This window comes from uncultured Roseivirga sp. (assembly GCF_963973945.1).
Taxonomy (GTDB): Bacteria; Bacteroidota; Bacteroidia; order Cytophagales; family Cyclobacteriaceae; genus Roseivirga.
This window is the reverse complement of record NZ_CAXBBV010000019.1, coordinates 1-14,569: the sequence shown is the minus strand read 5'-3', so window position 1 is coordinate 14,569 and position 14,569 is coordinate 1. Positions and strand designations below refer to the sequence as shown.

The 14,569-nt window shown below is 39.6% G+C and carries 15 protein-coding genes; 12 read left to right on the top strand and 3 right to left on the bottom strand.

Translation table 11 applies throughout. The annotated features are described in order from the left end of the window. Positions 1–96 precede the first annotated feature (96 nt). Entirely contained in the window at positions 97–870 is a 774-nt protein-coding gene (locus tag AAC026_RS19070) for a methyltransferase domain-containing protein (protein WP_339701499.1), read from the top strand. 29 nt (positions 871–899) lie between these two features. Here the strand turns inward: AAC026_RS19070 and AAC026_RS19065 are convergent, their stop codons facing one another. Continuing rightward, positions 900–3,869: a DUF2723 domain-containing protein gene (locus AAC026_RS19065; protein ID WP_339701496.1), complete on the bottom strand. Its 2,970-nt coding sequence runs from the start codon at positions 3,867–3,869 to the stop codon at positions 900–902. 192 nt (positions 3,870–4,061) lie between these two features. Next, positions 4,062–4,706 (bottom strand): hypothetical protein, encoded by a 645-nt coding sequence (locus tag AAC026_RS19060; RefSeq protein WP_339701493.1) that lies wholly within the window; start codon positions 4,704–4,706, stop codon positions 4,062–4,064. Between the two features lie 129 nt (positions 4,707–4,835). Here AAC026_RS19060 and AAC026_RS19055 point away from each other — a divergent pair, with 129 nt between their 5' ends. The 11 genes from AAC026_RS19055 (at position 4,836) to AAC026_RS19005 (ending at position 13,636) form a co-directional block, all read left to right on the top strand. Further along, the gene (locus tag AAC026_RS19055) at positions 4,836–6,038 is read left to right on the top strand and encodes a tetratricopeptide repeat protein (RefSeq protein WP_339701491.1); all 1,203 of its coding nucleotides are present in this window, start codon (positions 4,836–4,838) and stop codon (positions 6,036–6,038) included. An 85-nt stretch (positions 6,039–6,123) separates the two neighbouring features. After that, the gene (locus AAC026_RS19050; RefSeq protein ID WP_339605886.1) at positions 6,124–6,606 is read left to right on the top strand and encodes an Lrp/AsnC family transcriptional regulator; all 483 of its coding nucleotides are present in this window, start codon (positions 6,124–6,126) and stop codon (positions 6,604–6,606) included. A gap of 11 nt (positions 6,607–6,617) precedes the next feature. Next, positions 6,618–7,118, top strand: coding sequence for a phosphoribosyltransferase family protein (locus AAC026_RS19045; RefSeq protein ID WP_339701488.1), 501 nt, complete (start codon positions 6,618–6,620; stop codon positions 7,116–7,118). 59 nt (positions 7,119–7,177) lie between these two features. Next, positions 7,178–8,011, top strand: coding sequence for a mechanosensitive ion channel domain-containing protein (locus tag AAC026_RS19040; protein WP_339605884.1), 834 nt, complete (start codon positions 7,178–7,180; stop codon positions 8,009–8,011). Between the two features lie 76 nt (positions 8,012–8,087). After that, on the top strand, positions 8,088–8,906 hold the full coding sequence (panB, locus tag AAC026_RS19035; RefSeq protein WP_339605883.1) for a 3-methyl-2-oxobutanoate hydroxymethyltransferase: 819 nt from the start codon (positions 8,088–8,090) through the stop codon (positions 8,904–8,906). Between the two features lie 122 nt (positions 8,907–9,028). After that, entirely contained in the window at positions 9,029–10,255 is a 1,227-nt protein-coding gene (gene icd, locus AAC026_RS19030) for an NADP-dependent isocitrate dehydrogenase (protein WP_339701486.1), read from the top strand. Between the two features lie 50 nt (positions 10,256–10,305). Next, positions 10,306–10,935 (top strand): LON peptidase substrate-binding domain-containing protein, encoded by a 630-nt coding sequence (locus AAC026_RS19025; RefSeq protein ID WP_339701484.1) that lies wholly within the window; start codon positions 10,306–10,308, stop codon positions 10,933–10,935. A gap of 6 nt (positions 10,936–10,941) precedes the next feature. Next, the gene (locus AAC026_RS19020) at positions 10,942–11,409 is read left to right on the top strand and encodes an NADH-quinone oxidoreductase subunit A (RefSeq protein ID WP_339605880.1); all 468 of its coding nucleotides are present in this window, start codon (positions 10,942–10,944) and stop codon (positions 11,407–11,409) included. Next, positions 11,409–11,936, top strand: a complete 528-nt coding sequence (gene nuoB, locus AAC026_RS19015; protein ID WP_053223883.1) for an NADH-quinone oxidoreductase subunit NuoB — start codon at positions 11,409–11,411, stop codon at positions 11,934–11,936. The genes AAC026_RS19020 and nuoB overlap by 1 nt, the downstream gene beginning before the upstream one ends. After that, a complete protein-coding gene (locus AAC026_RS19010) occupies positions 11,933–12,418 on the top strand; it encodes an NADH-quinone oxidoreductase subunit C (RefSeq protein WP_339701482.1) in 486 nt (161 codons plus the stop codon). The genes nuoB and AAC026_RS19010 overlap by 4 nt, the downstream gene beginning before the upstream one ends. Continuing rightward, positions 12,419–13,636, top strand: coding sequence for an NADH-quinone oxidoreductase subunit D (locus AAC026_RS19005; RefSeq protein WP_339701479.1), 1,218 nt, complete (start codon positions 12,419–12,421; stop codon positions 13,634–13,636). A 56-nt stretch (positions 13,637–13,692) separates the two neighbouring features. Here the strand turns inward: AAC026_RS19005 and AAC026_RS19000 are convergent, their stop codons facing one another. Then, positions 13,693–14,430 carry a hypothetical protein gene (locus AAC026_RS19000; protein ID WP_339605877.1) on the bottom strand — a complete coding sequence of 246 codons (738 nt, stop codon included), beginning with the start codon at positions 14,428–14,430 and terminating at the stop codon, positions 13,693–13,695. Positions 14,431–14,569 lie beyond the last annotated feature (139 nt).

The window sequence follows — 14,569 nt, the reverse complement described above, 5'->3', positions numbered from 1 at the left end:
GCAAAACTGAGAACAAATGTAATCAAATTGTAGGGTAATGCAGCCTCGATTAGCCCATTGTAATCTAAATGGTTTAATTTTGGGAAAAAGTTAAACATGGCTACCTACACTACAGAAATTGCTTCTGATAAAATTGCTTCTGATAATCCTATACATCAAAGATTATTGAGGGCTTATTATTTGGCTATACCCTATATAAAAGGAGATTTATTGGAGCTCGGTTGTGGTGAGGGGCGTGGCGTTGAGCTTCTAGCGCCTTTGGCAGATAGCTATGTGGCATTGGATAAAATTCAGTCTGTAATTGATGAGTTGAAAAGTAAATATCCAGCTCTAGATTTTCGTCAGGCAGTATTTCCACCATTTTCTGATTTAGCTGATAATAGTTTTGATTGCGTTGTTTCTTTTCAAGTGATTGAACATGTAAAGAAGGATAAGGAGTTTTTGAAAGAAATCTACCGTGTATTAAAGCCTGGAGGCAAAGCCATACTGACTACTCCGAACATCAAAAAAACCCTGACCAGAAATCCTTGGCATGTGCGCGAATACACTGCTCAGCAATTAGCTGATCTAGCTTCTGAAATTTTTACTAAGGTGGAAATGAAAGGGGTAACGGGCAATGAAAAAGTAATGGCTTATTACGAGGAAAATAAACGATCGGTGCAGCGAATTACGCGTTTCGATATTTTCAATTTGCAATACAATTTGCCAGCGCCCTTGCTTAGAATTCCTTACGATATTCTAAACAGACTGAACAGAAACAAGCTCAACAGCGGAAACACTAAGCTTGTAAACGAAATCAGTCAGGAAGATTACCCCCTGACTGATGATGCAGATACTGCATTAGATTTATTTTTGATTTTAGAGAAATAACCGATTTCTAGGCCATTTCAATTCTCCATTTAGAAATTACTTCTATCGATGGTCAGCATAGTGTTCTGGCCATCAAGCATCTCTCTTAACCGTGCCGCTTGTTCTGGATAGCCATATTGGCTAAATATAGATTGTAAGTACTGAAGTCCGTTGAGGTACTTTCTAAACTCGTAATCATAACGCATTTTCTTTTGATGATAAGTGGCCATTTCGTTGAACATTTCGGCTATCTCCATGCCCATGGTCAAAGCTTTTTCTTCCTCACCAATGGTTAGGTAAGCTTGAACAAAGCTCACCGAAGCAATGTCGTAAGGAAGTGATTCTTTAGGCATAACCTCCATTCCATAGTCCAATACTGTTTTGGCTCTGGCAGTATCTCCTTCAGTAATTAGCGCATCCGCTAAGGTGGTAAACATAGATCTGTGATTTTGCGCAAAACCTCTATAATCCCCATTTAGATTGGCTTTAGGATTGTCTAATCCTCTAAACTGGAAGCTGTTCATCACGTTGTCGTACATCAAATCTGTATTTACCAGATCTCTCATACTACCGGGTTTTTGAACCGGAAGAAGTCGAGAAGTGGTGCCTTCTTGAACCAAGTAATCATCTAAATCAAAAGGTACAGAGCTTACGGAGGTGTAATTGAAATAGATTGGCCTTTCCCAATTATTGGTCGCAATCAAATCAAGCATCATCAAGTGCGCTTTCTCTAAGAAGTTCTCTCCTTGCTTAAAGGTGAATGTCATTCTATCTACTTGATATTTCTTTAAGCTATTCGGGATAATGCCTAGTTTTTCCACCTGTGCCGAATCAACATTAAGGAAAAGTGAGCGTGCAGGCACAGTATTAAGTATGGTGCCTGATGTAAGAGGTCGCTGTATTACCGGACTCTTGCGTTTTACCAAAGAAATATAATCCTTCAGGTCAATTGCTTTGCCTTTATATTGAGGGCGTTCGTCTACATACAAGTAGTCGTTTGTGCCTTGTCTATAAGTATCAATATCCAAAGAATAAGGGAAAGCGTCCGACTCATTCATCTTCATTTTGGTCTGGTCGATATACCAGTCCGTATTGTAATAGCTCAGTACAATTACGCGTACATCAGTTCTAAAACCTTCTACTTCTTGTACATACCAAAGAGGGAAAGTGTCGTTATCGCCACCAGTAAATAGTATAGCGTTTGGAGCACATGAAGCCAAGAAGTTTCTAGCAGAATCTACTGAGAAGTAACGACCAGTTCTGTCATGGTCGTCCCAGTTTTCAGCTGCTAAAATGATTGGGGAAACTAAACAAATGGCCAGCGCACCATAAGCTAGGGCTTTGCCACGTTTCATGGCAGCACTACCAATTGCCAATACCGCAAAGCCTATCCAAATAGCAAACGCATAGTACGATCCTGTATAAATATAGTCTCGCTCTCTTGGTTCTATTGGTGGCGAATTCAGGTAGATTACCAATGCCAAGCCAGTTAGAACAAAGAACATAAGTGTGGCCGAAAAACGTTTGGGATCTCGGTTAAATTGGAAAAAGAAACCAATTAGTCCCAGAATCAATGGAATCATATAATACTGATTTCTCGATTTATTATTCTTGATAAAATCGGGAACATCTTTATTGCCATCTAGCGCTGTTAAGTAATCTGCATCTTGAACATCGCTTTCCCTTCCAGAGAAGTTGAACATAAAATAACGGACATACATATGACCAATTTGGTGAGAGAACATGAAAGCCATGTTGTCTAAGAAAGTTGGTTTTTCACCTTCCCTCAGGCCAGTAATGGCCATGTATTTTTGTTTGTGGGCAGGAGAAGAACTATACATCCTTGGTAAAAAAGTAGACCAAGCATCGTCATAGGTTGTCTCTACTTTATAATCAGAGATTTTATATTCGTCTTTGTCTTTATAGTATACAGGTGCACCTTTTTTGGTTTCTGGTTGTGGTGCATTATAATATTGGCCATAAAGAAGAGGTCTGCTGCCATACTGCTCTCTTTTAAGGTAAGAGATAAAAGTCATTACATTCTCTGGATTGTTTTGGTCAATCGCAGGGTTGTCTTTAGAACGAATAAGAATTACAGCATAACATGAATAGCCTATTAGCACGAAAGTGATTCCTAGGATCAAAGTGTTTAGGGTAACGAATTCCTTTCTTCTGGTCCATTTTAACCCAAAAACAATGGCTGCTATTAGCAAGGCGATCATAAATAAGGCCCCAGAACCAAAAGGCAAACCAAAGGTATTTACAAAGGTAATTTCGAATTTACCTGCTAGCGTAGGCAGACCCGGAATAATGAAAGAGTTAATGAGGAGCACCAAGAACAAGGAAACACCCATTGCGGCAAAAGCTCCTTTCCAATTCGGGTTTTCGTATTTCTTAAAATAATAGATTAAACCTAGTGCAGGTAAAGTAACCAATCCTAAAAGGTGGGCTCCTGTAGAAAGACCAAGCATATAAAAGATCAACACGATCCATTTATTCCTTCCGCTTTCATCATCCACAATTTCCCATTTGAGCATAGCCCAAAACACAAAGGCAGTAAAGAATGAAGACATTCCGTACACTTCACCTTCTACTGCTGAAAACCAGAAGGAATCAGTAAAGGCAAAGCTCATTGCGCCTACTACACCTGCTCCAGCAAGTAATATTTTTTGAACATTGGTTTCGTTACCTAACTCAGCATTGATCAATTTTCTGCCCAACATTACGATGGTCCAATACAGAAAAAGCACTGCAAAAGCACTCGATACAGCACTTACCATATTAATCCAATAAGCTACCTGAGTTACATCTCCAAACGCAAAAAAGGAGAACATACGTCCGATAAGCATATAAAGTGGTGCGCCTGGGGGGTGAGATACCTCTAATTTATAGGCAATGGCAATAAACTCGCCCGAATCCCAAAAACTGGCTGTTTCTTCAATGGTCAAAATGTAAACAACCAATGAAGCTAGAAAAACAGCCCATCCGGTGAGGTTATTGAATTTCTTAAAATCTGTCATTTCAATATTTTTAGTAGTGGGCTCATTCGTTAAAAAGCACTAACGAACGGAACACCATTAGCAATTATAAACCTATTTGCAGGGCGTGAAATTAGTAAAATTTAGATTGTAGAAGGGTTAAATTTTATTAATGCGGTGAAAGGCCAAGTGAAATATAAAATACTGACCTAAATCAAGGTGGTTTGACACGGTCTACTTATACACTCCTAAGTAAAACCAAAGCCAAAGTAAAAAGAGCGGAACATAGGTAGTAAACACTATAGCATTAGCAATCGACTTCTTTTTTCTTGCCGCAAAATTCACCCCGTAAGTCAGCAGAATCCAATAGCCAATTTCAAAAACATTGAGGGCAGAGTTTACATACCAATATTTTTCTGGCACTTCTTCGTGGTTAAAAAAATTCATATACGATAAAGGTTCAAAAGCCTTTACATCCCAATAAGTTGGGTCAGTATCGATAAAAAAGAACCAGAGGATAGTCAGTATTTCAGGTATAAAGAAGATCATTTCGGCAAACATGGCTATTTGCCAACACTGCTTGTAGGTAACCCTGTATCCCCACAAAAAACAGCCTGTCCATAAAACGAAACCTATTAGCGTAAACTTCCAAGCATACACTATGGGTACTCCAATATATTTAAGCCCAGCAATCGCTTGAAACACAAGCGACTCCATGCCATCCATAAATTTGAAAGCGTTGATTTCACTAATGATAAATGTTTGCTGAATAAAGAGAAGTAGAAACGAAATGATACATATTAATATAAACACCATCGTTTTATTGATGGAAGTGTACTCCTTCATTTTAACTTCTAGTGGTGTATATTCCCTTGGCATAGCAAAACAATTTCAGACAAATCTACGATTAATGGCTAAATGCAATAATAAAATTAGTTAAGCGTATTGTGAATCGGCTGTGTGGCAGTACTTTTGCGCGTCTGTTGCACATAAATCAAGTTGAAGGTTTTGAAGAAGGTTATTATAGGTGTATTTGTGCTTTTTTTATTTGTGCCAAATGTGGTGAATGCGCAGGTGCAAAAGGACAAAGTTTTGGGCGATACTGCCAAGTATCTTTTGCTCAATATGAACCTTCAGAAAGAGATTACCGATGCAGTTGATTATATGTACAATTTCGACTTTCGTAAAGCAGAAGTTGAATTCAACTGGATCAAGTACAACTTTCCAGAACATCCCCTTGGCTATTTTTTATACGGAATTAGTACTTGGTGGCAAATGATGCCCAACTTAGAAAAGGAATCACCCTTAGGCGAAGAATTTTTAGCCTACATGGATACCGCAATAGTAAAGGCCGAGGCCATGATAGATATTGATAAGGACAATATTGAAGCTAACTTCTTCTTAGCCGGTTCTTATGGTTTTCAAGGTCGATATCATTCAGAAAAAAGAAACTGGGGAAGAGCCACTAACGCTGGAAGACTGGCCCTTAAATATCTAGAGAGAACACATGGCAACGAAAGTTTTAGCCCCGAAATTCTATTTGGTGACGCCCTGTTTAATTACTACTCCGTTTGGATTAGAGAAGAATATCCACTTTTAAGACCCGTTTTGTTTTTCTTTCCAAAGGGAGATAAAAAACTGGGTGTAGAGCAAATGCAAACTGTAGCAACAAATGCATTTTATACTAGGGTAGAGGCCATCTACTTTTTAATGCGCATTAAAGCTTTTGAGTTGAACGAAACTTTTGACGCGCTGAGATGGGCCGAATACATGAATGAACAGTACCCACAAAACCCATATTTCCATCGCTTTTATGCCCAAATGTTATACACAGCAGGGCAGTTTCAAGATGCCGAAAAGGTGTCGATAGAAATTATGAACAGAATAAATAATGGTGTTTTGGGTTATGAAGAAATGAGTGGCAGGTATGCAAGTTTCTTTTTGGCCGATATTAATAGAAAAAGAAATGATTGGGATAAGGCAGAGCCATACTATCTCCAAACCATTGCCTATTCAAATGCGTTGGAGCTTGAGGAGTCTGGATATTACATCTATTCCCTCCTTCACCTTTCAGAATATTATGTTAAAGAGCAGCGGTACGATGAAGCCTCACCAATGCTTGATAAAATACGAGACAACACTAAACGTAGAACGGAAACCAATAAGAAGGCTAGAGAGCTAGAAAAAGAAATTAAGAAGAATAGGCGTTGATTATACTCCGATTCAGTAATTTCATATTGTTTTTATTTCAATAAATGCTTAATATACAAAATATTATTTCGTCAAATACTTAACAATGGGTCAAAACGCTAAACTCGATAAAATTGACAAAAAAATCTTAGAGATTCTTCAGTCAAATGCAAAAATCACCAATGCGCAACTTTCTAAAGAAATAGGGCTTTCTCCAGCCCCAACCTTGGAGCGAGTAAAAAAGTTGGAAGTTTCAGGAATAATAAAAAGCTACCATGCTAAACTCGATACCGATAAGATAGGTCTTGGCGTGAGCACCTTTGTATATGCCACCCTTAAGGGGCACAACCGCGGGAACATTGATGTTTTTTTAGAAGAAATCAACAAAATAGATGAGGTGATTGAATGTCATCACGTTACAGGATCTGGAGATTTTGTTCTAAAAGTAATCGCTTCCGATATTGCAGCCTATCAAAAACTGATGCTAGAGAAAGTAAGTGATATATCTGTGGTAGATAACTTGCAGTCTATGGTCATACTCTCTACTTTTAAGGATAGCAAAGTAATGCCACTGTCCGCAGGAGAGTAGCTCAAAACTATATGTTGAAAGAGAAGCAGATTCTAAATAAAAGCCAGATTGAACAAAAAATCAGGCGGATGGCCTACGAAATCTATGAGCAGAACCATGAGCTCAAAGACATTATTTTGGTAGGAGTAGCGGAAAATGGGCTGAAAATTTCTTCAATACTGAAGAAGGAAATCGAGTCCATTTCTAGCATTAAAGTGCATGTGGCTAAATTGAGTGTAGAAAAGGATGCTCCAGTGCAGCCTCAGGTAGAGTTTTCAGACTTCCCAAAAATTGAACAGTTTACCATGGTTCTTGTTGATGACGTAATGAACTCAGGAAGAACCATGATCTATGCTCTTGATCCCTTCTTGAAAATGGGGGCGAAAAAAATACAAACTGCAGTTTTGGTAAATAGAAGTCACAAACGCTTTCCAATCTCGGTAGACTACAAAGGCTTTGAATTAGCCACTACCATTCAGGAACATATACAAGTGAGTTTGACAGACTCCGATTTCTCAGCATATTTGTATTAAATTTTAATATCAGGTCTGGCCTCATGTTAGGCCTACAAAACCTTAAACGATTAACTAACATGGAATCTGATTTACAAGAAAGTTTAAATGGCGTATTGGACCTTTTGCAAACCTATGTAGTAGGTTATGGGCTAAGTTTTTTAGGGGCAATTATTACCCTGATTATTGGCTCTTGGGTGATAAAGCGTCTTGTAAAACTGACCCATAAGACTCTTTTAAAGAGACAGATTGATGTAATCCTAATTCCAACTCTGGTTGGGGTGGTAAAGGTAGCCCTTTATGCGGCCCTAATTTTTGCAGTAATTGCTCAAATTGGTATTGAAACTTCAGGCTTCTTGGCAGTTTTTGGTGCTGCTGGTTTGGCCATTGGTTTAGCCCTTCAAGGCAGCTTGTCTAATTTTGCGGGAGGAATATTAATATTGACCCTTAAGCCTTTTAAGGCAGGAGATTATGTAGAAATTGATGGTACAGGCGGGGCTGTAAATAGTGTTTCTATTATGAATACAGTGCTGAAAACGCCTGACAATAAAACTATTTTTCTACCTAATGGAAAAGTAGCAGGTGCCAATATTACTAACTTCTCTATGGAGGAAAATCGTAGATGGGACAAAGTTTTTGGTATTGGTTACGGAGATGATTTTGAAAAAGCCAAAGGCATTATCTTAAAAATTATTGAAAGTGATAGCCGATTTTTAAAAGATCCAGCCCCAATGGTAAGGGTAGGTAATTTAGGAGATAGCAGCGTAGATATTACTGTGCGTGCCTGGGTAAATACTCCAGAATACTGGAACGTAAACTGGGACATGATTGAGAAGGTGAAAAAAGCATTCGATGCAGAAGGAATTTCAATTCCTTTCCCACAAAGAGATGTACACATCTTCAATGAAAAATAACCGTAGATAGCCATCGCTATACTTTGCAAAACAAGAAGGGGTAAATGTTTATATTTACCCCTTTAATTTTATCGACATGTCAATACACAAATCGGAAATAAAGAAAATTACTACACACCAGCTGCAAGCCATGAAAGACCGTGGAGAGAAAATCTCTATGCTTACGGCTTATGATTACTCAATGGCCTCTTTGGTAGATGAAGCAGGTGTAGATATAATCCTTGTGGGCGATTCAGCCTCTAACGTAATGGCGGGGCACGAAACTACTTTGCCCATTACGCTCGATCAAATGATCTATCACGCCAGTTCGGTGGTTCGGGCAGTAAAGCGTGCTTTTGTAGCAGTAGACATCCCCTTTGGTTCGTACCAAGGAAACAGCTCAGAAGCCTTACGTTCTGCCATTAGGATTATGAAAGAATCTGGTGCACATAGTGTGAAGATGGAAGGCGGAGCCGAAATTAAAGAATCAGTCACTAGAATTTTGAGCGCTGGTGTTCCAGTAATGGGACATTTGGGTTTAACACCTCAGTCTATTTATAAATTCGGAACCTATTCTGTAAGGGCCAAGGAAGAAGAAGAGGCTGATAAACTTATTGAAGATGCTAAGCTTTTAGAAGCATGTGGCTGCTATGCCATTGTATTGGAAAAAATTCCAGCAGAATTGGCCAAGCGTGTTTCAGAAGAAATTAATATCCCAACCATAGGTATTGGAGCTGGCCCACATGTAGATGGCCAAGTATTGGTAATTCATGATATGTTAGGGATTACCACCGAGTTTAAGCCGCGTTTTTTAAGGCAGTATGCAGATGTAGGAGCTACAATTAAAAGTGCGGTAACGAACTATGTAAAAGATGTGAAGGCTAAAGACTTCCCTAGTGACAAGGAGAGTTATTAAGGTGGCCTAGGCAGTGAATTTGAAATTGCCGGGAAAGTCCAAATTGTGGAACTTTCAACCTAGATAATTTCTTACCTTAGCACGATTAACTCAAATTACGAATCAAATAACCGTTTAACGAAATGAGCGAACAAAAAATAACCATTAGTAACGGGGTTCTAAATGTACCCAACAACCCTACAGTTCCATTTATTGAAGGAGATGGCATTGGTGTAGATATTTGGCCAGCCGCCCAAAAGGTTTTGGATAGCGCTGTAGAGAAAGCTTACAGTGGTGCAAAAAGCATAGTTTGGAAAGAAGTTTTGGCAGGAGAAAAAGCCTTTAACGAAACAGGCGAGTGGATGCCAGCCGCTACGCTAGATGCTTTTAGAGAGTATTTGGTAGGAATAAAAGGTCCATTGACTACGCCAGTAGGAGGCGGAATTCGTTCATTGAATGTTGCCCTTCGTCAAGAATTGGATTTATATGCATGTGTTCGCCCAGTAAGATGGTTTGAAGGAACACCTTCACCAGTAAAAGAGCCAGGGCTTTGCGATATGGTGATTTTTAGAGAAAACACCGAAGATATTTATGCAGGTATTGAGTTCGAAAAAGGAACTGAAGACGCAAAAAAATTGAATGACTTTTTGAAATCTACTTTCCCTAAAAAATTCGAAAAAGTAAGATTCCCTGAAACCGCGGGTTATGGTTTAAAACCAGTTTCAGAAGAAGGAACACATCGCTTGGTGAAAAGTGCCATCGATTACGCTTTCGAACAAAAAAGAGATTCTGTTACTCTAGTGCACAAAGGTAACATTATGAAATACACCGAAGGTGCTTTTAAAACTTGGGGTTACGAATTAGCTAAAGATAGCTACGGAGCTAAAGATTATGAAGGTGGCCCTTGGCAGATCATTGAAAAAGATGGACACAAAGTGATCATTAAAGATGTGATTGCCGATGCATTCCTTCAGCAAATCCTTTTAAGACCAGCTGAGTATTCAGTAATCGCAACATTGAACCTTAATGGCGACTATGTTTCTGATGCTTTGGCTGCTATTGTAGGTGGTATTGGTATTGCACCAGGAGCAAACATCAATTACTTATCAGGCAACGCGATTTTTGAAGCTACCCACGGTACCGCTCCAAAATATGCTGGTCAGGACAAAGTGAATCCAGGTTCAGTAATTTTGTCTGGTGCAATGATGCTTGAGTACTTTGGTTGGCAAGAAGCCGCTGATCTGATCTACAAAGGGCTTGAAGCTTCAATTGCTAAAAAACGAGTAACCTACGATTTCGAGCGACTTATGGATGGAGCAACACTCCTTAAATGCTCAGAATTTGGAGATGAAATCATAAAGAATATGTAAACAAAAAGCCCCGAAAGGGGCTTTTCTTTTTGTAAGCCTAAGATTTTGCCATGGAAGAATTTCTACCCTTTTTTCCCCTAAAACTTGTTGTCTTTCCAAAAGAAAAAGTCAACCTCCACATTTTTGAAGACCGATATAAGCAACTGATTGCTGAATGCGTTGCCGAAGACAAATGCTTTGGAATTCCAGTGTTTGATACAGGAGTTATGGAGTTTGGATCTGAAATGAGAGTAGAAAAAGTGGTTAAAACTTACCCTTCAGGAGAGATGGATATTACGGTTCGTTGTGAACGGGTATTTGAGCTAATTACCTTTCAAGAAATTGTTAGCGGAAAGCTATATTCAGGAGGCAAGGTCGCTTTTATTGACAACATTCAGGATGGAGATGTTGTGAGCTGGCAGCGTTTAAAAGATTTGGCCAGTCAGTTTGTTGAACTAATTAAAATGGACCATAAACTCAATGTTGCGGATTTGACGGAAGAATATGAGCTGGCTCATAAATTGGGCTTATCTTTGGAGCAAGAATATGATATGTTGCAGATGGAAAACCAGTCGCAGCGATACAATTACTTGATCAATCATATGGAGCGCGCCATACCCTTTGTGAGAGAGATGGAGCGTGCCAAGGAACGAATTCAAATGAATGGTCATTTTCAGCATATCGACCCATTGAAGTTTTAAATAAGAATGATAGAGCCTAACCTTACAGAATTCGGAACGGTATTGATTTTTATCTTGGGAGCCATCACATTCGTGTCGGTAGGGCTTATTGCAGCCAGTATTATTCGTCCCAAAAAACCCAATTACGAAAAACTGACAACTTATGAATCTGGTGAAGAGACCATCGGTAGTGCTTGGGGTCAGTTCAACATCAAGTTTTACATTGTGGCGATTATTTTCCTTTTATTCGAAGTGGAAATCATTTATTTATTTCCTTGGGCCGTTATTTTTGGTGATAAAGAATTGATACAGGGTACTGATTACACTTGGGCTTGGTTTGCTATTATCGAGATGTTCATTTTCATCTTTATATTGGCCTTGGGCTTGGCTTATGCTTGGCGAAAAGGATATTTAGATTGGGTAAAACCAGTGAACCGAGTTTCCGATTTCAAATCGCCAATCCCAAGTGAAGCATATCAAAAGTATAAGGACTAATGGGGCTTTTAGATCGAAACATACAGAAGGGGGGTATTGTCATTTCAAAATTGGATGACCTCATCAACTGGGCAAGGCTGTCCTCAATGTGGCCAATGGCCTTCGGAACGGCCTGTTGCGCCATTGAATTTATGGGTGCTCAATCTACCCCCTATGATTTAGACCGATTCGGTATTGTGCCTTTTGCTAGTCCGCGCCAAGCAGATGTTATGATTGTAGCGGGTACGGTAACGTTTAAAATGGCCGACCGCGTAAGAAGACTTTATGAGCAAATGGCTGAACCGCGTTATGTGGTGTCCATGGGCTCGTGTTCCAACTGTGGAGGCCCGTATTGGGAGCATGGCTACCATGTGGTAAAAGGAGTAGACAGAATAATTCCTGTAGACGTTTACGTGCCGGGTTGCCCACCAAGGCCAGAAGCTTTAATTGGTGGTTTGCTTAAGCTTCAAGAAAAAATAAGACAGGAAACCATTGTTGCGCCAAAAGCCATTGAAAAGTTGTTGGAAAAGAAAGCCAAAGTAGCATGAATTTCGAGCAAATCGTAGCCCATATTAAAACCAGTTTAGGAGAAGAAATCATTCTTTCTACAGATGAAAATGCTTCGCCAAAGGCCATTATTATTAAGGCTGAAAACTTGGTGGAGGTCATGGATTTCCTTCAGAAGGATAATCAGCTTTATTTCGATTCACTTTCCTGCATTACTGGCCTAGACAACGGCTCAGAAGCGAATACAATGGAGATGGTTTATAATCTCTATTCCATTCCTTTCGATCATCATTTGATGATAAAGGTGGAATTGTCAAGGGAAAAACCAGCCATCGATTCCCTTTGTGGTTTATGGAAAACTGCCGATTGGCAAGAGCGTGAAGTCTACGATATGTACGGCATCCACATCAATAATCACCCTGATTTGAGAAGGATTTTAATGCCAGCCGACTGGGACGGTTTCCCGCTCAGAAAAGACTACCAAGAGCAAGAATATTATCGCGGAATTAAAGTAGAGTATTAAGTGGCGAATCAGGTACAATATATCTTCGATCAGGAGAATTTGCGCAAGTCGGCTCCTCAAAAATTCAAGTCAGAAGATTTGAAAAGAGAGGAGATGATAATCAATATTGGTCCGCAACACCCTTCTACCCACGGGGTACTTCGTTTAGAGGTTTTGGCCAAAGGCGAAGAAGTAATTGAAGTAGTTCCGCATCTCGGTTATCTACACCGCTGCTTCGAAAAACATGCTGAAAATCTGCCTTATAATCAGATCATTCCTTTTGTAGATCGAATGGATTATTTGGCCGCGATGAACACCGAACACGCATATGCCATGGGTGTTGAGCGTATGTTGGGTGTCGATAAAATTATTCCAAAGCGGGTAGAATATATCCGCGTTTTGGTAGCGGAGCTAAACCGATTGGCCTCTCATTTTATTGCGCTAGGTTCTTACGGAATGGACATTGGTGCGGTCACCGCCTTTTTCTGGATGACCCGAGACAGAGAGCACATTGTTCGTTTGTTAGAGTGGGCATCTGGTGCGAGAATGCTCTACAATTACATTTGGGTAGGTGGCTTGTTTTATGATTTGCCCGTAGGTTTTGAAGAAAGATGCCTTGAGTTTACTACTTACTTAAAGCCTAAAATTATGGAGCTAGAAAGAGTAGTCATCGATAACAAAATATTCATTGACAGAACCGCCAATGTTGGGGTTTTGCCTGTCGATTTAGCGATTAATTATGGCATCACTGGCCCAATGCTCCGTGGTTCTGGGTTGAAGTACGATCTGCGAAAAGTAGATGGCTACTCGGTTTACCCTGAAATAGATTTCGATATACCAGTAGGTAAAGGCGAAGCGGGAACCTTAGGCGACTGTTGGGACAGGACTTGGGTGCGAGTACAAGAATGTTATGAGTCGGTGAAGATTATCGAGCAATGTTTAGAAAAGCTGACAGGCGAACACAAAAGAACTCGTGATTTTGACCCTCGCGCACTAGCGCCAAAGAAAATAAGGCCTAAAGCGCAAGACTTCTACATTCGAGCCGAAAACCCAAAAGGTGAAACTGGCTTTTTCTTCCGTGCCGATGGAAGATCTGATGTGCCGTTCCGTTGCAAAGCACGAGGTGCAAGTTTCGTAAACCTGTCTATTATCAATGAACTCTCAAAGGGAGGTTTAATCTCCGATTTGATTGCGGTAATTGGCTCTATTGATATCGTTTTAGGTGAGGTAGACCGTTAGACAGTCCTTGCAAATTTAAAGTGCAGTTTTAGATTTGCAAGGATGATTCATTGCCTCTAAGGCAATTTCTTAAGGTTGTTTTCTCTAATGTAAGCCCGGCCATTTTTCCATTTGATTTCAACCCAAATATCCTTTTGACCCACAATTTCCACTTTGTGGCCTTCACCCGTGATTTCGATTAAGTCTGCTCCAGCAGATGGCCCGCTCATTAAATAGGCATTGGCAGAAGTGATAATTCCTTTTGGAGCTAATTGCGAAAAGTTAATCAAATAAGTAGTGAGTAGAAGTGAGAAGGCTAAACCTATAGTTAATCCTAAAGAATTTTCTTCCAACTTTTTCTTTCGCTTTAAAATCATACTGAGAATTAGAACGCTCAGGGCAAAAAACGCCAGCACAAAGTAATTTCGGTTTTCATCAAAGAACTTCAAAAAGAGGTTGAAGTCATTTGTATCGTAGCCCTCCAGGTTATTTTGTTGAGCCATTTCATTCATTTTTACGAGCACTTTTTTATCTGAAGTGAGTTCGTAATAATTGTTTAAAGTGTAAAGCGCCTTCCCTAGGTCTTCTAGACTTTCATAAATAAAGGCCATCTTTAAGAGCATTGCAGGTGAGGCGACTTGTTCTTCACGCACTATTTTTTCGTAGAGGGTAAGAGATTGCGTATAGAGTTTCTTTTGAAACAATGAATCTGCAATTTTTAAGTCATTTGTAACTTCTTGAGAATAAGAAGGTTCTTGGAAATATAGGAGTCCCAGAAAAATGAATATCAGAATTTTAAAATTTCGGTCTTGCATTTAATTATTTACCTCTTACCTTTGCAGTCGCAATTAAGGAAAACGACCTTAATACAACAAGAAAACATTTTGATTTGGTAGCTCAGTTGGTAGAGCATCTCCCTTTTAAGGAGAGGGTCCTGGGTTCGAGCCCCAGCCA

Excerpts from the sequence above, each read along its gene's own strand:
- AAC026_RS19000 (WP_339605877.1), bottom strand. The coding sequence starts at position 14,430 with ATGCAAGACCGAAATTTTAAAATTCTGATATTCATTTTTCTGGGACTC.
- AAC026_RS19065 (WP_339701496.1), bottom strand. The coding sequence starts at position 3,869 with ATGACAGATTTTAAGAAATTCAATAACCTCACCGGATGGGCTGTTTTT.
- panB (WP_339605883.1), top strand. The coding sequence starts at position 8,088 with ATGTCAATACACAAATCGGAAATAAAGAAAATTACTACACACCAGCTG.
- AAC026_RS19050 (WP_339605886.1), top strand. The coding sequence starts at position 6,124 with ATGGGTCAAAACGCTAAACTCGATAAAATTGACAAAAAAATCTTAGAG.
- nuoB (WP_053223883.1), top strand. The coding sequence starts at position 11,409 with ATGGGGCTTTTAGATCGAAACATACAGAAGGGGGGTATTGTCATTTCA.
- AAC026_RS19020 (WP_339605880.1), top strand. The coding sequence starts at position 10,942 with ATGATAGAGCCTAACCTTACAGAATTCGGAACGGTATTGATTTTTATC.
- AAC026_RS19025 (WP_339701484.1), top strand. The coding sequence starts at position 10,306 with ATGGAAGAATTTCTACCCTTTTTTCCCCTAAAACTTGTTGTCTTTCCA.
- AAC026_RS19010 (WP_339701482.1), top strand. The coding sequence starts at position 11,933 with ATGAATTTCGAGCAAATCGTAGCCCATATTAAAACCAGTTTAGGAGAA.
- AAC026_RS19060 (WP_339701493.1), bottom strand. The coding sequence starts at position 4,706 with ATGCCAAGGGAATATACACCACTAGAAGTTAAAATGAAGGAGTACACT.
- AAC026_RS19040 (WP_339605884.1), top strand. The coding sequence starts at position 7,178 with ATGGAATCTGATTTACAAGAAAGTTTAAATGGCGTATTGGACCTTTTG.
- AAC026_RS19045 (WP_339701488.1), top strand. The coding sequence starts at position 6,618 with ATGTTGAAAGAGAAGCAGATTCTAAATAAAAGCCAGATTGAACAAAAA.
- AAC026_RS19070 (WP_339701499.1), top strand. The coding sequence starts at position 97 with ATGGCTACCTACACTACAGAAATTGCTTCTGATAAAATTGCTTCTGAT.
- icd (WP_339701486.1), top strand. The coding sequence starts at position 9,029 with ATGAGCGAACAAAAAATAACCATTAGTAACGGGGTTCTAAATGTACCC.